This window comes from Rhodococcus aetherivorans (assembly GCF_025722975.1).
GTDB classification, from domain to species: Bacteria; Actinomycetota; Actinomycetes; order Mycobacteriales; family Mycobacteriaceae; genus Rhodococcus; species Rhodococcus aetherivorans.
In genome coordinates this window covers 4,133,602-4,157,686 of record NZ_CP106982.1, presented here as the reverse complement: position 1 = coordinate 4,157,686, position 24,085 = coordinate 4,133,602, and the positions used below count along the sequence as shown (strand labels likewise).

17 protein-coding genes and 3 rRNA genes are annotated in these 24,085 nt (G+C 67.2%); 13 read left to right on the top strand and 7 right to left on the bottom strand.

Annotated features, from left to right (window positions below; genetic code table 11):
• Positions 1 to 11: 11 nt before the first annotated feature.
• From OCS65_RS18785 to OCS65_RS18770, 4 genes are read left to right on the top strand one after another with little or no spacing between them, the layout of a single operon-like run.
• Positions 12 to 995, top strand: coding sequence for a F0F1 ATP synthase subunit gamma (locus OCS65_RS18785; protein WP_006944337.1), 984 nt, complete (start codon positions 12 to 14; stop codon positions 993 to 995).
• 4 nt (positions 996 to 999) lie between these two features.
• Positions 1,000 to 2,451 carry a F0F1 ATP synthase subunit beta gene (gene atpD / locus OCS65_RS18780; protein WP_006944336.1) on the top strand — a complete coding sequence of 484 codons (1,452 nt, stop codon included), beginning with the start codon at positions 1,000 to 1,002 and terminating at the stop codon, positions 2,449 to 2,451.
• A 6-nt stretch (positions 2,452 to 2,457) separates the two neighbouring features.
• Complete coding sequence (locus OCS65_RS18775; RefSeq protein ID WP_006944335.1) at positions 2,458 to 2,823, top strand: F0F1 ATP synthase subunit epsilon; 366 nt, start codon at positions 2,458 to 2,460, stop codon at positions 2,821 to 2,823.
• Positions 2,824 to 2,870: 47 nt separating this feature from the next.
• Complete coding sequence (locus OCS65_RS18770) at positions 2,871 to 3,293, top strand: DUF2550 domain-containing protein (RefSeq protein ID WP_168579495.1); 423 nt, start codon at positions 2,871 to 2,873, stop codon at positions 3,291 to 3,293.
• A gap of 19 nt (positions 3,294 to 3,312) precedes the next feature.
• Here OCS65_RS18770 and OCS65_RS18765 read toward each other — a convergent pair whose 3' ends face one another.
• Positions 3,313 to 3,885 (bottom strand): cob(I)yrinic acid a,c-diamide adenosyltransferase, encoded by a 573-nt coding sequence (locus OCS65_RS18765; RefSeq protein WP_006944333.1) that lies wholly within the window; start codon positions 3,883 to 3,885, stop codon positions 3,313 to 3,315.
• A 56-nt stretch (positions 3,886 to 3,941) separates the two neighbouring features.
• Here OCS65_RS18765 and murA point away from each other — a divergent pair, with 56 nt between their 5' ends.
• From murA to rrf, 4 genes are all read left to right on the top strand, one after another.
• Entirely contained in the window at positions 3,942 to 5,204 is a 1,263-nt protein-coding gene (gene murA, locus OCS65_RS18760) for a UDP-N-acetylglucosamine 1-carboxyvinyltransferase (protein WP_006944332.1), read from the top strand.
• A 638-nt stretch (positions 5,205 to 5,842) separates the two neighbouring features.
• Positions 5,843 to 7,364: ribosomal RNA gene (locus OCS65_RS18755) — 16S ribosomal RNA — on the top strand.
• A 296-nt stretch (positions 7,365 to 7,660) separates the two neighbouring features.
• Positions 7,661 to 10,797, top strand: a 23S ribosomal RNA gene (locus OCS65_RS18750).
• A gap of 149 nt (positions 10,798 to 10,946) precedes the next feature.
• Positions 10,947 to 11,063 (top strand): 5S ribosomal RNA (gene rrf / locus OCS65_RS18745).
• The 16S, 23S and 5S rRNA genes sit together here, the layout of an rRNA operon.
• 96 nt (positions 11,064 to 11,159) lie before the next feature.
• Here rrf and OCS65_RS18740 read toward each other — a convergent pair.
• Positions 11,160 to 12,701, bottom strand: a complete 1,542-nt coding sequence (locus tag OCS65_RS18740) for an adenylate/guanylate cyclase domain-containing protein (RefSeq protein WP_072634983.1) — start codon at positions 12,699 to 12,701, stop codon at positions 11,160 to 11,162.
• Positions 12,702 to 12,744: 43 nt separating this feature from the next.
• On the opposite strand from OCS65_RS18740, the gene nucS reads away from it, so the two are divergent.
• Together nucS and OCS65_RS18730 are read left to right on the top strand one after the other, a co-directional pair.
• Positions 12,745 to 13,419, top strand: coding sequence for an endonuclease NucS (nucS, locus tag OCS65_RS18735; RefSeq protein WP_029542949.1), 675 nt, complete (start codon positions 12,745 to 12,747; stop codon positions 13,417 to 13,419).
• 1 nt (position 13,420) lies between these two features.
• Complete coding sequence (locus tag OCS65_RS18730) at positions 13,421 to 13,741, top strand: hypothetical protein (protein WP_029542951.1); 321 nt, start codon at positions 13,421 to 13,423, stop codon at positions 13,739 to 13,741.
• Between the two features lie 32 nt (positions 13,742 to 13,773).
• Here OCS65_RS18730 and OCS65_RS18725 read toward each other — a convergent pair whose 3' ends face one another.
• Together OCS65_RS18725 and mce are read right to left on the bottom strand one after the other, a co-directional pair.
• Positions 13,774 to 14,859, bottom strand: a complete 1,086-nt coding sequence (locus OCS65_RS18725; protein WP_231771715.1) for a coiled-coil domain-containing protein — start codon at positions 14,857 to 14,859, stop codon at positions 13,774 to 13,776.
• A 107-nt stretch (positions 14,860 to 14,966) separates the two neighbouring features.
• Positions 14,967 to 15,449 carry a methylmalonyl-CoA epimerase gene (mce, locus tag OCS65_RS18720; protein ID WP_029542955.1) on the bottom strand — a complete coding sequence of 161 codons (483 nt, stop codon included), beginning with the start codon at positions 15,447 to 15,449 and terminating at the stop codon, positions 14,967 to 14,969.
• Positions 15,450 to 15,554: 105 nt separating this feature from the next.
• Between mce and OCS65_RS18715 the strand changes: the two genes are divergently transcribed.
• From OCS65_RS18715 to OCS65_RS18705, 3 genes are all read left to right on the top strand, one after another.
• Positions 15,555 to 16,745: an acetyl-CoA C-acetyltransferase gene (locus tag OCS65_RS18715; RefSeq protein ID WP_029541111.1), complete on the top strand. Its 1,191-nt coding sequence runs from the start codon at positions 15,555 to 15,557 to the stop codon at positions 16,743 to 16,745.
• Positions 16,746 to 16,840: 95 nt separating this feature from the next.
• Entirely contained in the window at positions 16,841 to 17,212 is a 372-nt protein-coding gene (locus tag OCS65_RS18710) for a DUF3817 domain-containing protein (RefSeq protein WP_263507414.1), read from the top strand.
• A gap of 96 nt (positions 17,213 to 17,308) precedes the next feature.
• Entirely contained in the window at positions 17,309 to 18,199 is an 891-nt protein-coding gene (locus tag OCS65_RS18705; RefSeq protein ID WP_029542958.1) for a tetratricopeptide repeat protein, read from the top strand.
• A gap of 55 nt (positions 18,200 to 18,254) precedes the next feature.
• On the opposite strand, the gene OCS65_RS18700 is transcribed toward OCS65_RS18705, so the two are convergent.
• From OCS65_RS18700 to OCS65_RS18690, 3 genes are read right to left on the bottom strand one after another with little or no spacing between them, the layout of a single operon-like run.
• Complete coding sequence (locus OCS65_RS18700; RefSeq protein WP_269151797.1) at positions 18,255 to 19,694, bottom strand: neutral zinc metallopeptidase; 1,440 nt, start codon at positions 19,692 to 19,694, stop codon at positions 18,255 to 18,257.
• 31 nt (positions 19,695 to 19,725) lie between these two features.
• A complete protein-coding gene (gene glgB / locus OCS65_RS18695; RefSeq protein WP_006938391.1) occupies positions 19,726 to 21,924 on the bottom strand; it encodes a 1,4-alpha-glucan branching protein GlgB in 2,199 nt (732 codons plus the stop codon).
• Entirely contained in the window at positions 21,921 to 23,963 is a 2,043-nt protein-coding gene (locus tag OCS65_RS18690) for an alpha-1,4-glucan--maltose-1-phosphate maltosyltransferase (RefSeq protein WP_029542960.1), read from the bottom strand. The genes glgB and OCS65_RS18690 overlap by 4 nt, the downstream gene beginning before the upstream one ends.
• Between the last annotated feature and the right edge of the window lie 122 nt (positions 23,964 to 24,085).

Sequence of the window (24,085 nt, the reverse complement as noted above, 5' to 3'; positions counted from 1 at the left end):
GTGATCGACGAATGGCAAGCCTGCGCGAGCTCCGCTCGCGGATCAAGTCGGTCAACTCGACCAAGAAGATCACCAAGGCGCAGGAGCTGATCGCGACGTCGCGGATCACGAAGGCTCAGGCCCGAGTGGCAGCGTCCAAGCCGTACGCCGAGGAGATCACCAAGGTGCTCTCCGAACTGGCGAGCGCGTCCGCGTCGCTGGATCACCCCCTGCTCAACGAACGGCCCAACCCGAGGCGTGCCGCAGTCCTGGTTGTCACCAGTGACCGTGGCATGGCCGGCGGCTACAACGCCAACGTCCTCAAGGAGGCCGAGGAGCTGCGGCAGCTGCTGGTCAGCGAGGGCAAGGAGCCGGTGTTCTACGTGCTCGGTGCCAAGGGCCTGAGCTACTACACCTTCCGCGGCCGGCAGGTTGCGGGGGCGTGGACCGGCTTCTCGCAGGAGCCGCGCTACACGGATGCGGCCAAGGCGAGTCGTCACCTGGTGGAACTGTTCATGGCCGGGTCCGGCAACGAGGTGCCCGCGCCGAACGGTGAGGGCACGATCGAGGGCGTCGACGAACTGCACATCGTCTACACCCGCTTCGTCTCGATGCTGACCCAGACCCCCGAGGTGCGCCGGATGGCGCCGCTCGAGGTGACCGTCACCGAGGACGAGATCGACCTCGGCGAGGACATGCTCACCGACGGCCGGCACGTCGGCAGCAACGGCGGGCCCCGGCCCGGCTACAACTTCGAGCCGGAGGCCTCGACGCTGCTCGCGGCGCTGCTGCCGAAGTACATCAGCACCCGCATCTTCGCGTCGCTGCTCGATGCCGCGGCATCGGAGTCGGCTGCTCGGCGTACCGCCATGAAGGCGGCCACCGACAATGCCACGGAACTGGTGAACACCCTCAGCCGTCAGGCCAACCAGGCCCGCCAGGCGCAGATCACCCAGGAAATCAGCGAGATCGTCGGCGGTGCCAACGCGCTCGCCTCGAGTGCAGGAAGTGACTAAGCACATGACCGCAGCAGTAACCGATAACTACGGGGCGGGGGCGGCCTCGGCCACCGCCGGCCGCGTCGTTCGGGTCATCGGCCCCGTCGTGGACGTCGAGTTCCCGCGTGGTGCCGTTCCCGCTCTGTTCAACGCCCTGCACGCAGAGGTCACTCTGCCGTCCGTGGCGAAGACCCTGACCTTCGAGGTCGCGCAGCACCTGGGTGACAACCTGGTGCGCACGATCTCCATGCAGCCCACCGACGGCCTGGTGCGCGGCACCACGGTCGTCGACACGGGCCGTCCGATCTCCGTGCCGGTCGGCGACGTCGTCAAGGGCCACGTGTTCAACGCCCTCGGTGACTGCCTCGACGCCCCGGGCACCGGGCGCGACGGCGAGCAGTGGGGCATCCACCGCAAGCCGCCGGCCTTCGACCAGCTCGAGGGCAAGACCGAGATCCTCGAGACCGGCATCAAGGTCATCGACCTGCTGACCCCGTACGTCAAGGGCGGCAAGATCGGTCTGTTCGGTGGTGCCGGTGTCGGCAAGACCGTTCTGATCCAGGAGATGATCACCCGTATCGCGCGTGAGTTCTCCGGCACGTCGGTGTTCGCCGGCGTCGGCGAGCGCACCCGTGAGGGCACCGACCTCCACCTCGAGATGGAGGAGATGGGCGTCCTCCAGGACACCGCCCTCGTCTTCGGCCAGATGGACGAGCCGCCGGGAACGCGTATGCGCGTCGCCCTGTCCGCGCTGACCATGGCGGAGTACTTCCGCGATATTCAGGGCCAGGACGTGCTGCTGTTCATCGACAACATCTTCCGGTTCACCCAGGCCGGTTCCGAGGTGTCGACCCTGCTCGGTCGTATGCCGTCGGCCGTCGGTTACCAGCCGACGCTGGCCGACGAGATGGGTGAGCTCCAGGAGCGGATCACCTCGACCCGTGGCCGCTCGATCACCTCGCTGCAGGCGATCTACGTCCCCGCCGACGACTACACCGACCCGGCGCCGGCCACGACGTTCGCGCACCTCGATGCGACCACCGAGCTCTCGCGTCCGATCTCGCAGATGGGTATCTACCCCGCTGTGGATCCGCTGACGTCGACCTCGCGCATCCTCGAGCCCGGCATCGTCGGTGCCGAGCACTTCCGCGTCGCCAACGAGGTGAAGCGGATCCTGCAGAAGTACAAGGAGCTGCAGGACATCATCGCCATCCTCGGTATGGACGAGCTCTCCGAGGAGGACAAGGTCCTCGTCGGCCGCGCCCGTCGTCTGCAGAAGTTCCTCGGCCAGAACTTCATCGTGGCCGAGAAGTTCACCGGCGAGCCCGGCTCCGTGGTGCCGCTGCGCGACACCATCGAGGCGTTCGACCGCGTCACCAAGGGTGAGTTCGACCACCTGCCCGAGCAGGCGTTCAACAGCTGCGGTGGACTCGACGACGTCGAGGCCGCTGCCAAGAAGATCGCCGGGAAGTAGTCCGCGATGGCTGAAATGACCGTGGACCTCGTTGCCGTCGAGGAGCGCCTGTGGTCGGGCACCGCCCGGCTGGTCAGCGCCCAGACGACCGAGGGCGAGATCGGTGTCATGCCGGGCCACGAGCCGGTCCTGGGCCAGCTCGTGGAGGGCGGCGTCGTCTCCATCACGACCGGCGACGGCGAGCGCGTCGTCGCGGCCGTGCACGGCGGCTTCCTCTCGGTGACCGCCACGACGGTGACGATCCTCGCCGAGGCCGCGGAGCTGACGGAGAACATCGACGTCGAGTCCGCGCGCGCCGTGCTGAGCGAAAGCCGGGACGAGGCCGAGATCGCTGCGGCGCGGGGCCGGCTCCGGGCTGTCGAGCGGGCCTGACCGGACAAGAGAAGCCGCGACGGAGCCGACGAGCAGTGTCAGTTGGAATGATTGTTCTCATCGTTCTGGTGATACTGCTCGCGGCTGCCGTCGCGGCTTTTCTCTATCGCCTCGTCACCCTGCGGGGCGGCGGCACCGCCGCGATCCTGCGGCGCCTGCCCAACGGCGCCGGCGCCGGGTGGCGGCACGGCGTCATCCGTTACGGCGAGCGCACGGTCGTCTTCTACAAGCTCTCCAGCCTGCGCCCGGGCCCGGACTCGCGCCTCGCCCGGCAGGGAGTCGAGGTGCGCAGCCGTCGCGCGCCCGAGGGCAGTGAGCACGACATCATGACCGAGGACATCGTGATCCTCGAAATCCAGGACGGTGCAAACAACTTCGAGATCGCCCTCGACAGCGGTGCGCTCACCGCCTTCCTGTCCTGGCTCGAATCCCGGCCTTCGGACCGATCCCTGCGCGGCCGGCCGAACTGAGGTCCGGCCGACCGGGTCCTCACGCGCCCGCGCCCGGCTTCCAGAGCACGTCACCATCCGGGTTCGCGACGCGACCGAGGATGAAGAGCAGATCCGACAGCCGGTTGAGGTACTTCGCCGGCAGCACATTCGTGTCGTCCGGGTGGGTGGCCACCGCCGCCCAGGCGGAGCGCTCCGCCCGCCGTGCCACCGTCCGGGCCGTGTGCAGCAGGGCCGCCAGCGCGGTGCCGCCGGGGAGAATGAAGGAATCGAGCGGCGCCAGTTCCTCGTTGAACTCGTCGCACCAGCGCTCGAGCCGATCGATGTACCCCTGCGTGATCCGCAGCGGCGGATACTTCGGCTCCGGCACCACCGGCGTCGACAGGTCGGCTCCGGCGTCGAACAGGTCGTTCTGGATCTGGCGCAGGACCGGCACCATCCGTTCCGGTACGTCGCCCACAGCCAGCGCCACGCCGAGCGCCGCATTCGTCTCGTCGCAGTCCGCGTAGGCGATCAGCCTCGGGTCGTTCTTCGACACCCGGGAGAAGTCGCTGAGGCCCGTCGTACCGTCGTCGCCGGTGCGGGTGTAGATCCGTGTGAGATGGACAGCCATGCAGGTCACGGTACCGCTCCCGTATTCCCGCAGTGTGGTCGATAGGCTGTGGCGTTGTGAGTGATCGCTTTCTTGTCTCCGGTGGTAACCGGCTTGTCGGTGAGGTAGTCGTCGGGGGCGCCAAGAACAGCGTGCTCAAGCTGATGGCAGCCGCCCTGTTGGCGGAGGGGACGAGCGTCATCACCAACTGCCCGGACATCCTCGACGTGCCGCTGATGGCCGAGGTTCTCCGCGGACTCGGATGCGACGTGGAGCTCGAGGGTGACGAGGTACGCATCACGACCCCCGCGCAGCCGAAGTACCAGGCAGATTTCGCCGCCGTCCGGCAATTCCGTGCGTCGGTGTGTGTCCTCGGACCGCTGGTGGCTCGGTGCCGCAAGGCCGTCGTCGCGCTGCCGGGCGGCGATGCGATCGGCTCACGGCCGCTCGATATGCACCAGACGGGGCTCCGCCTGCTGGGGGCGCACAGCACGATCGAGCACGGCTGTGTGGTGGCCGAGGCCGACGACCTGCACGGCAACGCGATCCGCCTGGCCTTTCCGTCGGTGGGGGCCACCGAGAACATCCTGATGGCCGCCGTTCTCGCGAGCGGAGAGACCACGATCGACAACGCGGCTCGGGAGCCGGAGATCGTCGACCTGTGCACCATGCTGGTCCAGATGGGTGCCCGCATCTCCGGGGCCGGCACCTCGACGCTGACGATCATGGGCGTCCCCCGGCTCGAACCCACCACCCACCGCGTCATCGGGGATCGCATCGTCGCGGCGACGTGGGGGATCGCGGCGGCGATGACACGCGGCGACGTCCGCGTGCGCGGCGTCAACCCGAAGCACCTGAGCCTCGTCCTCGACAAGCTCCGTGCCGCCGGCGCGGAGGTGACGCCCGAGGTGGACGGCTTCCGGGTTGTTCAGCACGACCGTCCCCGGGCGGTCAACTTCGCGACCCTGCCGTATCCCGGCTTCCCGACCGACCTGCAGCCCATGGCGATCGGGCTCGCGGCGGTCGCCGACGGCACGTCGATGATCACGGAGAACGTCTTCGAGGCGCGGTTCCGGTTCGTCGAGGAGATGATCCGGCTCGGCGCCGATGCGCGCACCGACGGGCACCATGCCGTGGTCCGCGGTGTCGAGGAGCTGTCGAGCGCGCCGGTGTGGTCGTCGGACATCCGTGCCGGTGCCGGACTGGTCCTGGCCGGGCTGTGTGCGGACGGCGTCACCGAGGTGCACGACGTCTACCACATCGACCGCGGCTACCCGAGATTCGTGGAGATCATCGAGGAGCTCGGTGGCGTCATCGAGCGGGTCAACTCCGACTCCTGATGCGGAGCGCCGAAATCGGCTGTGCCTCAGTCATTTCGGGCTCAAACGGCCGGGTGCACGCCATGGCTGGTCCGAATGTGCCGCGCATCACGGTGGAGTGATAGCGCGGAGGCGGGGCGGGGGGCGGCCCGCGAACTGGGAAAACAGTGCCGCATCGGAGCTTGACCAGCGGATTTGGTGCACGGTTGTTCCTCACGTAACTTATTCCAGGTCAGAGCGACACGGACACCGACCCGGCCCGCAGGGGCCCGGGACAACGAGGTTGGACGCAGGCGCCTGATTGTTCGGTTCGGAATCTTCTGGTAGGGTTCTGGGCCGTTGCCGATCCCACCGAGCGCGTCGGGTTTGTTTTCGCCGGGTGGTGTGGGTAGGCTGGAACGGTTGCCCCGGAGCGCCGCGGACCTCGGTTCGTGGGTGATGGTGTGTGCGTGTTCTTTGAGAACTCAACAGTGTGCCGATGAATGTCAGTGCCAAAATATTTTTGGTGCGACCGCCCCTCTTTTCGGGGGGTGGTTGTTGCTGGCTGCCGCATTCTTCCGTCTGTGGTGGTCAGTGTTTTTTGCTGGTTTGAGTTTTTTGCTGGTGATTTGGCTCGATGTCTATGACTGATCGGCCCTTCGGGGTTTGATTGTGAGTCTTCAACGGAGAGTTTGATCCTGGCTCAGGACGAACGCTGGCGGCGTGCTTAACACATGCAAGTCGAACGATGAAGCCCAGCTTGCTGGGTGGATTAGTGGCGAACGGGTGAGTAACACGTGGGTGATCTGCCCTGCACTTCGGGATAAGCCTGGGAAACTGGGTCTAATACCGGATAGGACCTCGGGATGCATGTTCCGGGGTGGAAAGGTTTTCCGGTGCAGGATGGGCCCGCGGCCTATCAGCTTGTTGGTGGGGTAACGGCCCACCAAGGCGACGACGGGTAGCCGGCCTGAGAGGGCGACCGGCCACACTGGGACTGAGACACGGCCCAGACTCCTACGGGAGGCAGCAGTGGGGAATATTGCACAATGGGCGCAAGCCTGATGCAGCGACGCCGCGTGAGGGATGACGGCCTTCGGGTTGTAAACCTCTTTCAGTACCGACGAAGCGCGAGTGACGGTAGGTACAGAAGAAGCACCGGCCAACTACGTGCCAGCAGCCGCGGTAATACGTAGGGTGCGAGCGTTGTCCGGAATTACTGGGCGTAAAGAGCTCGTAGGCGGTTTGTCGCGTCGTCTGTGAAAACCCGCAGCTCAACTGCGGGCTTGCAGGCGATACGGGCAGACTTGAGTACTGCAGGGGAGACTGGAATTCCTGGTGTAGCGGTGAAATGCGCAGATATCAGGAGGAACACCGGTGGCGAAGGCGGGTCTCTGGGCAGTAACTGACGCTGAGGAGCGAAAGCGTGGGTAGCGAACAGGATTAGATACCCTGGTAGTCCACGCCGTAAACGGTGGGCGCTAGGTGTGGGTTTCCTTCCACGGGATCCGTGCCGTAGCTAACGCATTAAGCGCCCCGCCTGGGGAGTACGGCCGCAAGGCTAAAACTCAAAGGAATTGACGGGGGCCCGCACAAGCGGCGGAGCATGTGGATTAATTCGATGCAACGCGAAGAACCTTACCTGGGTTTGACATACACCGGACCGCCCCAGAGATGGGGTTTCCCTTGTGGTCGGTGTACAGGTGGTGCATGGCTGTCGTCAGCTCGTGTCGTGAGATGTTGGGTTAAGTCCCGCAACGAGCGCAACCCTTGTCCTGTGTTGCCAGCAATTCGGTTGGGGACTCGCAGGAGACTGCCGGGGTCAACTCGGAGGAAGGTGGGGACGACGTCAAGTCATCATGCCCCTTATGTCCAGGGCTTCACACATGCTACAATGGCCGGTACAGAGGGCTGCGATACCGCGAGGTGGAGCGAATCCCTTAAAGCCGGTCTCAGTTCGGATCGGGGTCTGCAACTCGACCCCGTGAAGTCGGAGTCGCTAGTAATCGCAGATCAGCAACGCTGCGGTGAATACGTTCCCGGGCCTTGTACACACCGCCCGTCACGTCATGAAAGTCGGTAACACCCGAAGCCGGTGGCCTAACCCCTCGTGGGAGGGAGCCGTCGAAGGTGGGATCGGCGATTGGGACGAAGTCGTAACAAGGTAGCCGTACCGGAAGGTGCGGCTGGATCACCTCCTTTCTAAGGAGCATCTGCCCACACACCCCGAACAGTCGGGGCGCGTGTGCGGCCAGAGACCGTTTGTCCCCGCATGTGGGACACGGTGGCTCATGGGTGGAACGCTGACAGCTACTTCTCGTCCGGGTCCCGTTTCTGTGCGGGATCCGAGGAGTTATATCGGTGCACTGTTGGGTCCTGAGAGAACACGCGAGTGTTTTGTCAGCGACGATGCTCATCAAAGCTTCCGCCGGTCGGTGGGGTGAGTAGTGGGTGTTGTGTGTTGTTTGAGAACTGCACAGTGGACGCGAGCATCTTTGTTGTAAGTGTTTATGAGCGTACGGTGGATGCCTTGGCACCAGGAGCCGATGAAGGACGTGGGAGGCTGCGATATGCCTCGGGGAGCTGTCAACCGAGCTGTGATCCGAGGATTTCCGAATGGGGAAACCCAGCACGAGTGATGTCGTGTTACCCGCGCCTGAATATATAGGGCGTGTGGAGGGAACGTGGGGAAGTGAAACATCTCAGTACCCACAGGAAGAGAAAACAACATGTGATTCCGTGAGTAGTGGCGAGCGAAAACGGAAGAGGCTAAACCGCGGGTGTGTGAGAGCTGGCAGGCGTTGCACTCGTGGGGTCGTGGGGCCCTTCTTCCCATCACTGTCATGGTGGGCGAGAGTAAGAAACCGGTGTGTTAGTCGAAATGGTCTGGAACGGCCTGTCGTAGAGGGTGAGAATCCCGTAGACGAAAACATGCCGGCTCTCGTGGAGGGTACCCGAGTAGCAGCGGGCCCGTGAAATCTGCTGTGAATCCGTCGGGACCACCCGATAAGCCTGAATACTCCCTGGTGACCGATAGCGGACTAGTACCGTGAGGGAAAGGTGAAAAGTACCCCGGGAGGGGAGTGAAATAGTACCTGAAACCGTGCGCTTACAATCCGTCGGAGCCTTCGAGCAGTTTGGTCTGCTGGGGGTGACGGCGTGCCTTTTGAAGAATGAGCCTGCGAGTTAGTGGCATGTCGCGAGGTTAACCCGTGTGGGGTAGTCGTAGCGAAAGCGAGTCCGAACAGGGCGTCTGTAGTGGCATGTTCTAGACCCGAAGCGGAGTGATCTACCCATGGCCAGGGTGAAGCGACGGTAAGACGTCGTGGAGGCCCGAACCCACTTAGGTTGAAAACTGAGGGGATGAGCTGTGGGTAGGGGTGAAAGGCCAATCAAACTCCGTGATAGCTGGTTCTCCCCGAAATGCATTTAGGTGCAGCGTCGCGTGTTTCTCACCGGAGGTAGAGCTACTGGATGGTCTAGGGGGCCCACAAGCTTACCGAAATCAGCCAAACTCCGAATGCCGGTGAGTGAGAGCGCGGCAGTGAGACTGCGGGGGATAAGCTTCGTAGTCGAGAGGGAAACAGCCCAGATCGCCGGCTAAGGCCCCTAAGCGTGTACTAAGTGGAAAAGGATGTGGGATCGCTGAGACAACCAGGAGGTTGGCTTAGAAGCAGCCACCCTTGAAAGAGTGCGTAATAGCTCACTGGTCAAGTGGTTCTGCGCCGACAATGTAGCGGGGCTCAAGTACACCGCCGAAGCCGCGGCACTCGCACAACACCCCGGAGGGTCCACGGATCGTCCGGCAGTGGTGCGGGTGGGTAGGGGAGCGTCGTGCAGCCGGGGAAGCGCCGGAGTGATCCAGGTGTGGAGGCTGCGCGAGTGAGAATGCAGGCATGAGTAGCGAAAGACGAGTGAGAAACTCGTCCGCCGAATGACCAAGGGTTCCTGGGCCAGGTTAATCCGCCCAGGGTGAGTCGGGACCTAAGGCGAGGCCGACAGGCGTAGTCGATGGACAACGGGTTGATATTCCCGTACCCGTGTGAACGCGCCCCTGGTGAATCATCGGTACTAACCGTCCAAAGGGTGATCGAGTTCCTTCGGGAGCCGAGAGCCTGCTGCACGGGACCTTCGGTGGTAGTAGCCAAGCGATGGGGTGACGCAGGAAGGTAGTGGGGCCGGTCAGTGGTTGTACCGGTGTAAGCCCGTAGGGCGTGACACAGGCAAATCCGTGTCGCACACAGCCTGAGAGGTGATGCGTAGCCGAATGAGGCGAATTCCATGATCCTATGCTGCCGAGAAAAGCCTCTAGCGAGCTTTCACACGGCCCGTACCCCAAACCGACACAGGTGGTCAGGTAGAGAATACCGAGGCGATCGAGAGAACTGTGGTTAAGGAACTCGGCAAAATGCCCCCGTAACTTCGGGAGAAGGGGGACCAGTCCCGGTGACCGGACTTGCTCCGTGAGCCGGGGGTGGTCGCAGAGACCAGAGAGAAGCGACTGTTTACTAAAAACACAGGTCCGTGCGAAGTCGTAAGACGAGGTATACGGACTGACGCCTGCCCGGTGCTGGAAGGTTAAGAGGACCGGTCAGCGGAGTTCACTCCGCGAAGCTGAGAATTTAAGCCCCAGTAAACGGCGGTGGTAACTATAACCATCCTAAGGTAGCGAAATTCCTTGTCGGGTAAGTTCCGACCTGCACGAATGGCGTAACGACTTCTCTGCTGTCTCAACCACAGACTCGGCGAAATTGCACTACGAGTAAAGATGCTCGTTACGCGCGGCAGGACGAAAAGACCCCGGGACCTTCACTACAGCTTGGTATTGGTGTTCGGTTCGGTTTGTGTAGGATAGGTGGGAGACTGGGAAGCCCGCACGCCAGTGTGGGTGGAGTCGTTGTTGAAATACCACTCTGATCGTATTGGACCTCTAACCTCGGACCCTGATCGGGTTCAGGGACAGTGCCTGGTGGGTAGTTTAACTGGGGCGGTTGCCTCCCAAAATGTAACGGAGGCGCCCAAAGGTTCCCTCAGCCTGGTTGGCAATCAGGTGTCGAGTGCAAGTGCACAAGGGAGCTTGACTGTGAGACCGACAGGTCGAGCAGGGACGAAAGTCGGGACTAGTGATCCGGCACCGGCATGTGGAAGCGGTGTCGCTCAACGGATAAAAGGTACCCCGGGGATAACAGGCTGATCTTCCCCAAGAGTCCATATCGACGGGATGGTTTGGCACCTCGATGTCGGCTCGTCGCATCCTGGGGCTGGAGTAGGTCCCAAGGGTTGGGCTGTTCGCCCATTAAAGCGGCACGCGAGCTGGGTTTAGAACGTCGTGAGACAGTTCGGTCTCTATCCGCCGCGCGCGTTAGAAACTTGAGGAAGGCTGTCCCTAGTACGAGAGGACCGGGACGGACGAACCTCTGGTGTGCCAGTTGTCCCGCCAGGGGCACGGCTGGTTGGCTACGTTCGGAAGGGATAACCGCTGAAAGCATCTAAGCGGGAAGCCTGTTCCAAGATGAGGTTTCTCACCCCCTCGAGGGGGTAAGGCCCCCGGCAGACCACCGGGTTGATAGGCCGGAACTGGAAGTGCGGTAACGCATGCAGGTGACCGGTACTAATAGGCCGAGGACTTACCACAAAGAAGCTACGCGTCCACTGTGCGGTATCTGAAACAACACACTCACACTCGCTGCGCGAGGAGTCGGAGTAAACGCTGCCCCCCAAAGAATGGGTGGGCCTGCGGCCCCCGACCCACGCGAACAGCGTGCGTGGGTCGTTTCACAGAGTTACGGCGGCCATAGCGGAGGGGAAACGCCCGGTCCCATTCCGAACCCGGAAGCTAAGCCCTCCAGCGCCGATGGTACTGCACCCGACAGGGTGTGGGAGAGTAGGACACCGCCGAACACCCGTTACCGGAAGCCCCCCAACCTCGTTGGGGGGCTTCCGGCATTTCCGCGTTCCCTGTGGGGCGCAGCCGAACCCGTCGGTCCTTCGTCGGGATCAGTCCACCGGGACCGCAAGGCGGGTGACCTCCGACCGCCCGCGCAGGGTGACTTCACCTTTCAGCGACCATCGGATGCGCTCCGCTTCCGCGGCCACCTCTACCGCCCGGGCCGACGCCACCACGTGGCCGGGGAACGTCTTGGCCACGTCCGACAGCCGAGCCGCTTCGTTCACCGGATCGCCGATCACCGTGTACTCGAATCTCTCGTGAGCGCCCACGTTTCCGGCCACCGCGAGGCCCTCGGTGACCCCGATTCCCGCCTCGCACTCGGGGACCTCGGTGCGCAACCGGCGGGCCATCTCCCGGGCGGCCGCGAGCGCACTGCCCGCCGCGTCGTCCATTGCGACCGGAGCGCCGAAGATGGCCAGTGCCGCGTCGCCCTCGAACTTGTTGACGAACCCGCCGGCCCGGTGCACCTCCTCGACCACCACTTCGAAGAAGCGGTTGAGCAGATGTACGACCTCGGTGGGCGGTCGATCGGCCGCCATTGCCGTCGAGCCGATGATATCGATGAACAGCACCGCGACATGGCGTTCCTCGCCGCCCAGGCGCGGCGACGACGCCAACGCCGCCCGCGCGACGTCCTGCCCGACGTGCCGGCCGAAGACGTCGCGGATCCGTTCGCGCTCGCGGAGGCCGTCGGCCATGCGGTTGAATCCCGCCTGCAGTTCTCCCAGTTCGGTTCCGTCGTAGACGACCACCTCGGCATCGAGGTCGCCCCGCTCGATGCGGGCCATGCCGGACCGCACCGACTCGATCGGCGCGACGCTGGTCCGGGCGGTGAGGAGCATAAGCAACGCCCCCAACAACAAGGCGAGTCCGCCGATCGTCAGGATCGTCACCGCGAACCGGACGGGTGATACGGGACGGACGAAGCTGAAGACCGCCACGAGCATCAGCCCGACGACGGGAACGCCGCTGCCCAGCGCCCAGGCCACCATGATGCGGCCGCTGGTGCCGGTGAGTCGGCGTCGCGGCGTCGCCCCGGCCTCCAAGGCCCGGGCCGCGATCGGCCGCAGGGCGAATTCGCTGAACAGATAGACGAAGCCGCAGACCGTCAGGCCCGCGAGGGCGATGGTGAGGGCGACCTTCGGGATCGTGCGCGGATCCACTACACCGAACGCGGTCGCGAACAGCACCAGCCCCAGCGCCCAGAATGCACCCTGCTGGGCGGTGAGGCGCATCGGCAGCCGCATGGTTGCACGTCGTTCGTCGGGGGTGGGATCCCGGTCCTCGAGGATCCACCGCAGTTGTGCAAGGCCGAGCCGGGTCCCGAAGGCCGTCCCCAGGACGATGGCCCCGCCGACGTAGACGGGTGCTATGACGCCGGTGACGACGACGAACTCCGGACGCAGCACCGAGGGGCCCGGGACGACGACGTTGATCAACAACGCCGTGATCGCGGCCCCCGCGATGTTCGTGCCGAGCAGCAACAGGGTGAGCAATGTCTGCACGCGAACACGTTGGCGCCGGACGGATTCCGCGGGCGCGCCGAGCAGCGGCGAGCCGAGGGGCGAGGTGCGGCGGGTGCGAGGCATGGTCGTTCGAGAGTAGTCCGGAGCGATCCTCTAGGGTGGCAACGTGCGCCTTGTGATTGCCCGCTGTCGAGTCGACTACGTCGGACGTCTGACGGCACACCTGCCGATGGCGCGTCGGCTGCTCTTGGTCAAAGCCGACGGATCGGTCAGTGTGCACGCCGACGACCGTGCCTACAAGCCGCTGAACTGGATGAGTCCGCCGTGCTGGCTGGTCGAGGAGTCCGCAGACGAGGCGCACGCCCTGTGGGTGGTGACCAACAAGACGGGTGAGCAACTCCGGATCACCATCGACGAGATCGAGCACGATTCGAGCCACGAGCTGGGTGTGGACCCGGGCCTGATCAAGGACGGTGTCGAGGCGCATCTGCAGGAACTGCTCGCCGAGCACGTCGAAACCCTCGGCCCCGGCTACACCCTCGTCCGCCGGGAATACCCCACGGCCATCGGTCCGGTGGACCTGCTGTGCCGGGACGCGGACGGCGGCACGGTGGCCGTCGAGATCAAGCGACGCGGCGAGATCGACGGTGTCGAGCAGCTCACCCGGTACCTCGAGTTGCTCAATCGGGACCCGTTGCTCGCGCCCGTCAGCGGTGTCTTCGCGGCGCAACAGATCAAGCCACAGGCCAAGACCCTTGCGACCGATCGCGGTATCCGCTGCCTCGTGCTCGACTACGACGCCCTGCGCGGCACCGAGAGCAACGAGTTCCGGCTGTTCTGATATGCCCCGCCGCAACGTTCCCCGATCGCAGCGCCGGCGCCGGCCCGATATCGGCGGGTCGACGTTCTCCGGGGCCACCTCCCGCACCGAATGGGGGCCGTCCGGCGCGGAGTCCGAGCGCTACACCGTGCGCACCGTCCCCGGGTCGCGAGCAACGAAGGCGTACCGGTGCCCCGGCTGCGATCACGAGATCGCGCCGGGAACACCCCACGTGGTCGCCTGGCCCACCGACGACATCGGGGGCGCCGACGAACGCCGGCACTGGCACAACGGATGCTGGGCCGGCCGCGGTACCCGCGGACCGACCCGGCGGTGGTCCTAGTGACGGCTCAGCCGTCGGGTCCTAGTGACGGCTCAGTTACGGACCTTGCTGGCCACTGCAGGTGAGCGGCCGAGGCGATCGGTGGGCGGTGCCTCCTCGCCGGACCGTGCCTCCTGCGCCGAGCCGGCTTCGCCGTCGCTGCCCTCCGGCTTGCCGCCGGCCGCCGGGAGTTCCTTGGTGGCCGGTTCCTTCTCGGATTCCCCGGTGGCGATCTCCTTGGTCGCGTCGGCCTCGCCCTCGGTGGTGAGCGCATCCCGGTCGCGGTCGAGCAGCTCGCCCTCGCGCGTCACGGCGGCGAGCATCGACGGCACGGCCTCGAGCTGACCGCGTACCCCGTCCAACTGGCTGAGGATGCGGCCGCGCAGCACCCGCAGTTCCTCGGTCAGATCGCGGGCGTTGGCGATCTTCCGCTCGGACTGTTCGGTGGCGATCTCGAGCCGGCGTGCCGCTTCGCGGGACGCGATCTCGAGACGCTGCTCGGCCTCGGCCTTGCTGGTGCGCTCGAGCTCGTCGAGGGCGCCGAGGACCTTGCTGCGGCGCTCGCTCATGGCGATCTCGAAGTCCTGCTGGACCCGGTCCCGCTTGGCCTCCGCCTCCGCCGCCAGGCGATCGCGCTCCGCTTCGGCGGCGGCGATGATCCGGGCGGCCTGGGCACGCGCCTCCGCCATCGTGCGGGCGTGCTCCGTCTCGAATGCCTTACGCCGCTCGGCGAGCTCGGCGATCATCGCTTCGTAGTCCCCGCGCAGCCGGATGCCTTCCTGCTCGGCCAGGGAGATCATCTCGGCTGCGTCGGCCTCGGCCCGTGCCCGCAGCTCGGACGCCTCGTCGGAGGCGAGGCGCAGCATGCGGGAGATGCGGTCGCTCATGCCCTCGGCCGTGGTGGGCGGCACCGACAGCCGATCGACGTCCTTGCGCAGCTCGTCGATCTCGTTGCGGGCGTTCTCGAGCTGTCGAGCCAGGTCGCGAGCCTGCGCGGCGGCCGCATCCCGGTCCGTGGCGGTCACGCGCAGCTCGGCCTCGAATCTGGCGAAGTAGTTGGTCACCTCGTCGCGGTCGAATCCCTTGCGCACGATGGAGAAGGGCAGGTGGCTTGGGGTGCGATCGCGATCGAAGACCATGGCGCCAATCTACCTGCTCGAAGCGGCCGGAGCTGCGCGTGCCGCCGCGTTGTGCTAATGCTGCGGCGGTGTGAACCCGGCGAGTCGGCCGGGTGAGATGGGGGCGGTCAGTGCGATCCGTGCGCAGCAGGTTCGACGAGCTCGACGAGCACGCCGCCGGCGTCCTTGGGGTGGAGGAAGTTGATGCGGGAATCGGCGGTGCCGCGTCGCGGGGCGTCGTACAGCAGGCGCACGCCGCGCGCGCGGAGCTCGGCGGACACCGCATCGAGGTCGCTGACGCGGTAGGCGAGCTGCTGCAGGCCGGGCCCGCTGCGGTCGATGAACTTCGCGATCGTCGAGTTCTCGTTCAGCGGGGCGAGCAGCTGGATCGCGGTCGCGCCCTCCGGCGAGCCGGGAACCGACAGCATCGCCTCGCGCACGCCCTGCTCCTCGTTGACCTCCTCGTGGGTGGAGACGAGCCCGAGGTTCTCGGCGTACCAGGTGAGGGCGGCGTCCAGGTCGGGGACCGCGATGCCGACGTGGTCGATGGCGGTCACGAGGCCGGAGGTCAGCGCCGCGAGCGGAGTCGGAGTGGGGGAGGTCTCAGTCATGAATAAAGACGGTAGCGCTAACGTTAGATCAGTATGCGTCGGGATGGGCTTGCCGGCCTCGAGCCCGCGCGGAAGCCGTCACTCCCACCACCGGAGGAAATCCTCGTGACCAGTTCTGTCATCGTTGCCGGAGCCCGGACCCCGATGGGGCGTCTGCAGGGCGCCCTGAAGGACCTCTCCGGTTCGGACCTCGGCGGGGTCGCCATCGCCGGTGCCCTCGCCAAGGCCGGGGTGGCCCCGGAGCAGGTCGAGTACGTGATCATGGGTCAGGTGCTCACCGCCGGCGCCGGCCAGATCCCGGCCCGGCAGGCCGCCGTGGCCGCCGGCATCCCGATGGACGTGCCCGCCCTGACCGTGAACAAGGTGTGCCTGTCCGGCATCGACGCGATCGCGCTGGCCGACCAGCTCATCCGCGCCGGCGAGTTCGACATCGTCGTCGCCGGCGGCCAGGAGTCGATGAGCCGGGCCCCGCACCTGCTCGAGCACTCCCGGGCCGGGTTCAAGTACGGCGATGCGACCCTGCGCGACCACATGGCCTTCGACGGGCTGCACGACATCTTCACCGACCAGGCCATGGGCAACCTCACCGAGGCCGCCAACACCGGCACCCGGTTCGTCTCCCGCGCCGAGCAGGACGCCGTCGCCGCCGCCAGCCACCAGCGGGCGGCCCGCGCGCAGAAGGACGGGCTGTTCGACGCGGAGATCGTGCCGGTGTCGATCCCGCAGCGCCGCGGCGAGCCGGTCGTGGTCACCGCCGACGAGGGCATCCGCCCGGAGACCACCGCCGAGTCGCTGGCGGCGCTGCGGCCGGCGTTCGCGAAGGACGGCACCGTCACCGCCGGGTCGGCGTCGCAGATCTCCGACGGGGCGGCCGCGGTGGTGGTGATGAGCCGGGCCAGGGCCGAACAGTTGGGTCTGTCCTGGCTCGCCGAGATCGGCGCGCACGGGGTGGTCGCCGGCCCGGACTCGACGCTGCAGTCCCAGCCGGCCCGGGCGATCGCCAAGGCCTGCGCCCGGGAGGGCCTGGACCCGGCCGGGCTGGACCTGGTGGAGATCAACGAGGCGTTCGCCGCGGTCGGGATCGCCTCCGGCCGCGAGCTGGGGCTGGACCCGGCCCGGATCAACGTCAACGGCGGCGCCATCGCGCTGGGGCACCCGCTGGGGATGTCCGGGGCCCGGATCGTGCTGCACCTGGCGCTCGAACTGGCCCGCCGCGGCGGCGGTGTCGGGGCCGCGGCCCTGTGCGGCGGCGGCGGCCAGGGCGACGCCCTCATCGTCCGCGTCCCCAAGGCGTAGACCGCGTCCAATACTCTCGTCGCCGCCCCCGCGCACCGCGTGGGGGCGGTGACGTCTCTCACAGCAACGACAGCTCGTCGTAGCCGATCGGCACAATGGTGTGCATGGCGAACTTCTTCGATCTCAGCACCCCGGCCAAGCGGTTCCGCTTCGTCGCCGTCCTCGAGGCCTTCACCTGGGCCGGCCTGCTCGTCGGCATGGCGTTCAAGTACCTGCCCGAGAACGGCAACGAGATCGGGGTGAAGATCTTCGGCCCGCTGCACGGCGGCGTGTTCGTGGCCTTCGTCCTCGTCGCCCCCCTCACCGCGCGGGCGCTGAAGTGGAACCTGGTCACCACGGGCCTGGCCCTGATCTCGTCCGTCCCGCCGTTCGGCACGATCGTCTTCGAATGGTGGGCTGTGCGCACCGGCCGGCTCGCGGAACTGTCCGCGCAAGCGCGTCCGGTGGACGCGCCCGCACTCGCCTGACCTGCTGTCCCCTGTCGCGCGGAACGTGACAGACTGGACGGCGTGACTCGACCAGGTTCCCGTCCTGCAGCACGTTCCGCCGCGACCGCCGCGGCGATGTCCGGCGCGGTGGATCTCGCGCCCCTCAAGGAGCGGTCTACCGCGCCCCCACCTCCGTCGCAGCCCGGCTCCGGCACCGGCCCCCAGTCCGGTTTCACGCCCGTCGTCGACGTTACCGAGGCCACCTTCGAGGCCGAGGTGCTGCAGCGCTCGATGCAGGTCCCCGTCATCGTGGACCTGTGGGCCACCTGGTGTGGCCCGTGCAAGCAGCTCTCGCCGGTCCTCGAGAAGCTGGCCCACGAGGGCGGCGGCAGCTGGGTCCTCGCGAAGGTCGACGTGGACGCCAACCCGCGGATCGCGCAGGCGTTCGGTGTGCAGTCCGTGCCGACCGTCGTCGCGATCGCCGCCGGGCAGCCCCTCGCCGACTTCCAGGGCGTGCAGCCCGAACCGCAGCTTCGGCAATGGCTCGCCGCCATCCAGGACGCGGTCGCCGGAAAGCTGTCCGGCCCGCCCGGCGCCGAGCCCGTCGAGGAGCAGGAGGATCCGCGGTTCGTCGCCGCCGAGCAGGCCCTCGAGGCAGGGGACCTGGCCGGTGCCGAGGCGGCGTACGAGCTGATCCTGAACTCCGAGCCCGCCAATGCCGACGCTCTGGCCGCGCTGCGGCAGGTCCGGTTCCTCGCCCGCGCTCAGTCGGTGCCCGAGGACGCGATCGCCGCGGCCGACGCCGCCCCGGCCGACCTCGAGGCGCAGCTCGTCGCGGCCGACGCCGAACTGTTCGCCCAGCAGCCCGAGGCCGCCTTCACCCGGCTGATCGGGTTCGTCGCCCGCAGCGCCGGCGACGAGAGGAACGCCGCCCGCACGCGGCTGCTGGAGCTGTTCGAGCTGTTCGATCCCGCCGAGCCGTTCGTCGTCACCGCGCGCCGCAAGCTGGCGTCGGCGCTGTACTGATCGGTTCCCGACCCGCGGTGGCGGTCCGGCTTCCCGGGCCGCCACCGCGCGTCGGTCAGTGGTAGCGGCCCGAGCAGGCGGCCTCGCCGCCGAGAACCCCGGTGCGGAACGCGTCCACCCGGGAGAATCCGCTCGGCACGGTGTTGCCGTTGACGTCGCTGGCGGCGAGGCCGTCGGTCAGCAGGCCGGAGACCGCCTCGTCCAGATCGCCCGGCGACAACCACACCATGTCCTCGGCCGGCTGGGCGCCGGTGCTGTCGGGGCTCAGTTCCGCGCTGATCACGCCGGCGAGGCAGGCAGCCCGCAGCGCCGTCTGGGGGTCGACGAGCGACTGGCCGGCCGCGTTCTGCACGGCCAGGGCGTACCGGGAGGCGAGCAGCACGTAGGCGGCGTAGTCGCCCCGTACGTCGGTCGTGATCCCCCCGGCGCCGGTCTGCAACGGGGTACCGCGGTCCGCCAGCTCGTCGACGTCCACCCCGATGGTGTTGGTGGCGGGACAGTACGACACCGGCGACGTGGCCTTCGCGTCCGGACAGCCGAGGTCGGCGCCGGACAGGTCGAGCTCCGGTTGTTCCGGCAGATCGAACACCCGGCGGAACGAGGCCATCAGCGCCTTCACCGACTCCTCGGTCACGGGAAGTTCGCCGTCGTCGGAACTGTCGAAGAACTGCGGCAGATCGGCGCGCCGGGACTCGATCTCGGCGGCGTCGATGCGGGTGCACGATCCCGCACCGTCGGTGAAGCCGATCTGGAACGCGGTGACCCGCTCGAATGCCGACCCGTGGATCGCGTCCGGGTCGTTGGGGTCGCTGTCGCGGAAGGAGACCATCGACGCCAGCACCGAGTTCAGCCCGTCCGAGGTGTTCAACCGGAAGTGCTCCGAGTTGCCGGCGGCGACGTGCCGCATGAAGGCGCCTGCGAAGCAGTCCGCCTGCTGCTCGAACACGATGCCCGGATCGTCCTCGGCGACCGTCCCGGCCTTGAACTGGACGGCGTGCCCGTACTCGTGGGCGAGCACCGTCACGGCCGCCATCGGGCCGAACGTCTCGATGAGCTGCGGCATCAGGTAGGTGCGGTCCCACCCGATGACGTCGTCGCGGTTGCAGTACGCGGCGTTGATGAACTCGAAGGTGGATTCGCCGCAGAACTTCGGACCGCGCTCGTCGGGATCCCACGAGGCGATCGTGCCGACGGGCTCGAACGCGCCCCGGGCGATGCGCGGGAACTCCTCGTTCCAGTAGGCCTCGATGTCGGCGACCGCGTTGCCGGCGAGGACGTCGACGTCCCCGCCGTCCGAGTTCTCGATCGTCACCTGCGCGTCCGGGGCGGCGGGCCGCGGGCCGCTCGGGCCCGAGGACACCGGCAGGCCCGCCACCGAGAACGGGTTGTCGTAGATGGAGACGGCGGTGCCCTCGATGCGAGCGGCACATCCGGCGAGCACCATCACGGCCAGCGCCGGTACCGCGAGGCGGAACGGCAGCCGCGTCCGAGTCACCTGTTCTTCTCCTGTCGTCCGAGGACGGCGGTCACCGCTGCAACGTCAGCCAGATCGCACCGTAAGCAGGCAGCGTCACCTCCGCCGACGCCGGGCGCCCGTGCCAGGAGCGTGCCGTGGCCGTCACGGCGCCGAGGTTGCCGACGCCGTTGCCCTGGTAGGCCGTCGAATCCGTGTTGAGGATCTCCGACCACTGTCCTGTTTCGGGTAGTCCGACACGATAGTCCGAATGCGTCGATCCGGAGAAGTTGAACAGGCACGCCACGACGGAACCGTCGCTCCCGTGACGGAGAAAGCTCAGCACGTTGTTCGCCGAGTCGTTGGCGTCGATCCACGAGTACCCGCTCGGCGAGGTGTCCAGCGTCCACAGGGCGGGGTGCTCACGGTAGATCCGGTTGAGGTCGGCGACGAGCCGGTGCACGCCTTGGTGCAGCGGTCCGTTGTGCGGATCGTCGAGCTGCCACCAGTCCAGGCCCCGCTCCTCGGACCATTCCGCGGTCTGGCCGAACTCCTGCCCCATGAACAGCAGTTGCTTGCCGGGGTGGGCCCACATGTACGCGAGCAGGCCGCGCAGGCCGGCGGCCTGCTCGCGGTCGCCACCCGGCATCCGGGTCCAGAGCGTGCCCTTGCCGTGCACGACCTCGTCGTGGCTGACGGGCAGGACGAAGTTCTCACTCCAGGCGTACACCAGCGAGAAGGTGATCTCATGGTGGTGGTACGTGCGATGCACCGGGTCCCGGCCGATGTACCCGAGGGTGTCGTGCATCCAACCCATGTTCCATTTCATGGAGAACCCGAGCCCGCCCGCGTGGGTGGGCCGGGTGACGCCGGGCCATGCCGTGGACTCCTCGGCGACGGTGACGACGCCGGGGTGGAGCTTGTGCACGGTGGCGTTCATCTCCTGCAGGAAGGCCACCGCCTCGAGGTTCTCCCGGCCGCCGTACACGTTGGGGGTCCAGCCGCCCTCGGGCCGCGAGTAGTCGAGGTACAGCATCGAGGCGACGGCGTCGACGCGCAGGCCGTCGATGTGGAACTCGTCGATCCAGTACAGCGCGTTGGCGACGAGGAAGTTGCGCACCTCCCGGCGGCCGAAGTCGAAGACGTAGGTGCCCCAGTCCAGCTGCTCGCCACGCCGGGGATCGGGGTGTTCGTAGAGGGCACTGCCGTCGAAGCGGGCCAGGGCCCACTCGTCCTTCGGAAAGTGGGCGGGCACCCAGTCCACGATCACGCCGATGCCGGCGGCGTGCAACCGGTCGACGAACGCACGGAACTCGTCGGGCGTGCCGAAGCGGGCGGTGGGGGCGTAGTACGAGGTGACCTGGTATCCCCACGATCCGCCGAAGGGATGCTCGGCCACCGGCAGCAGCTCGACGTGGGTGAAGCCGGCCGCCGCGACGTACTCGGCGAGCTGGTCGGCCAGCTCCCGGTATCCGAGACCGGGACGCCACGAGCCGAGGTGCACCTCGTAGACGCTCATCGGCTCCTGCCACGGCCGGGAGTCGGCCCGGGCGGCGAGCCACGCGTCGTCGCCCCACACGTAGCTGCTGTGGTTGACCACGGAGGCCGTCGCCGGCGGCACCTCGGTGGCGAACGCCATCGGGTCGGCCTTGTCCTGGACCGAGCCGTCGCGGCCGTGGACCCGGAACTTGTACAGCGCACCCGGCTCCACGTCGGGCAGGAACAGTTCCCACACGCCGCTGGAGCCGAGCACCCGCATCGGCGCGAGCCGGCCGCTCCAGCCGTCGAAGTCGCCGACGACCGTGACGCCGCGCGCGCCGGGCGCCCACACCGCGAACGACGTGCCGCGGACCGTGCCGTCGGGGGTCTCGTACGAGCGCTGATGCGCCCCCAGGATCTCCCACAGCCGCTCGTGCCGGCCCTCGGCGAACAGGTGCAGGTCCAGCTCCCCGAGCGTGGGCAGGAACCGGTACGGGTCGGCGACGACGACGGTGTGCTCGAACGGGTAGGTCACCACGAGCCGGTAGTCCGACAGGTCGTGCACCGGGACGAGCGCGCTGAACACATCGTGGCCGAGAGGCTCGAGTGGGTGATCGATGCCGCCGATGCGCGCCGCCACCTTCTCCGCGTGGGGACGCATGGCCCGGATGATCGTGCCTTCCGGATGCGGGTGGGCGCCGAGCACCGAGTGCGGATCGTGGTGCTCGCCGGCCGCCAGCCGGGCGAGGTCGTGCGGGTTGGGGGAGTGGCGTCGAGTCGGGGGCACTGTCACGAGTTGCTCCTGTAGGCGAGGGTGGTTCGCGTCGGTACACCGATCGGGGGCAGCGCCAGGATGTGCGCCACCGCGCGCCAGGGTTCGAGCCGGACGAAGTTGGCCTGGCCCCACGAGTACTGCGCGCCGGACACCTCGTCGAACACCGTGAGCTGGTCGTGCCATTCGTGGCCGAGCGCCGGCATGTCCAGCCAGACGGTGCCCTGCTCGGCGCCGAACGGGTTGAGGTTGATCACGGTGAGGACCGAATCCCCGGTCCGGGGATCGAATTTCGAGTACGCGATGAGGGCGTCGTTGTCGATGTGGTGGAAGTGGATGTTGCGCAGCTGCTGCAGGGCCGGGTGGGCGCGCCGGATCCGGTTGAGCGTGGCGATCCACGGCTCGAGGGATTCGCCGCGGCGGCGGGCCTCGTCGAACCGTCGCGGACGCAGCTGGTACTTCTCCGAGTCGAGGTACTCCTCGCTGCCGGGTCGCAGCGGGACGTGTTCGTAGAGTTCGTAACCGGAGTACACCCCCCACGACGGGGCGAGCGTGGCCGCGAGGGCCGCGCGCAGAGCGAACATTCCGGGTCCGCCGTGTTGCAGCGACTCGTGCAGGATGTCGGGCGTGTTGACGAACAGGTTCGGGCGCGCCTCGTCCGCCTTCGCCGCGATCTCCTGTCCGAATTCGGTCAGCTCCCACTTCGCCACGCGCCAGGTGAAGTACGTGTAGGACTGCGTGAACCCGCGTCGGGCGAGGCCGTACATGCGGGCGGGACGGGTGAAGGCCTCGGACAGGAACAGCACGTCGGGATCGGTGCGCTTGACCTCGGCGATCAGCCACTCCCAGAAGTTCGGTGGCTTGGTGTGCGGGTTGTCGACCCGGAAGATCTTGACGCCGAAGCTGATCCAGTGCCGCACCACGCGCAGCACCTCGGCGTAGATGCCGTCCGGATCGTTGTCGAAGTTGACCGGATAGATGTCCTGGTACTTCTTGGGCGGGTTCTCGGCGTAGGCGATCGTGCCGTCCGGCAGGACCGTGAACCACTCGGGATGCTCCTTCGCCCACGGGTGGTCCGGGGCGCACTGCAGCGCCAGATCGAGGGCCACCTCGAGGTCGAGTTCGCGCGCCCGGGCGACGAAGGCGCGGAAGTCGTCCTCCGTGCCGAGCTGCGGGTGGATCGCGTCGTGGCCGCCCTCGTCGGAGCCGATGGCCCAGGGGGAGCCCACGTCGTCCGGGCCGGCGGTGAGGGTGTTGTTCGGTCCCTTGCGGTTGACCTTGCCGATCGGGTGGATGGGCGGCAGGTACACCACGTCGAAGCCCATCGCGGCGACCCGCGGCAGTTCCTCCGCGGCGGTGGCGAAGGTGCCGTGCCGTGGCGTGCCGTCCTCGTTCCACCCGCCCGTCGAGCGGGGGAAGAACTCGTACCAGGAACCGAACAGGGCCCGTTCCCGATCGACCACGGCGGTGTACGCCTTCCCGCGGGTGATCAGCTCGCGCAGCGGATTGGCCCGCAGGATCTCGGTGATGTCGGCGGCGAAGGCAGGGGCGATCCGGTCGGCGAGCGGCCGCTCCGAACGCAGCGCCGCGGCCACGGCGAGCAGGGCCGGCCGGTTGGGGCGCGGCGCGGTCTTCGCGGCCTTCTCGAACAGGCGGGCGCCGATCTCGATGTCGTTCGCCAGGTCCTCCGGACCCTGGCCGGCGTCGACCTTCGCGTCCACCGCGTGCCGCCACGTGCTCACCGGATCGCTCCAGGCCTCCACCCGGTACGTCCACAGTCCCGGACTGGTGGGGGTGAACACGGCGTGGAAGGTGTCGGGCACCTCGCCGGGAACCATCGGGATCCGGATCAGCTTCCCTTCGCTCTCCGGGTCCGATCCCGGCCCGCGCACGGCCAGGGTGGCGGCGACGGCGTCGTGGCCTTCTCGCCACACGACTGCCGACACGGGAACCACCTCCCCGACAACGGCCTTGACCGGATGTCGCCCTCCCGAGATGTCGGGACGGACATCGTCGATGCCGAGGCGGCCTGTCGCGCTGGCTCCGATTCGACCTGTCACGCTCGCTCCGTTCCGTCTGTCATGCCGGCTCCGTTTCCCTCGCACGGACTGCTGACGAGCCTTCGGATGCGGCCCGTCCCCAACCGTAGTGGAGGTACGCACCGCCGTCCCCTCATGCGACG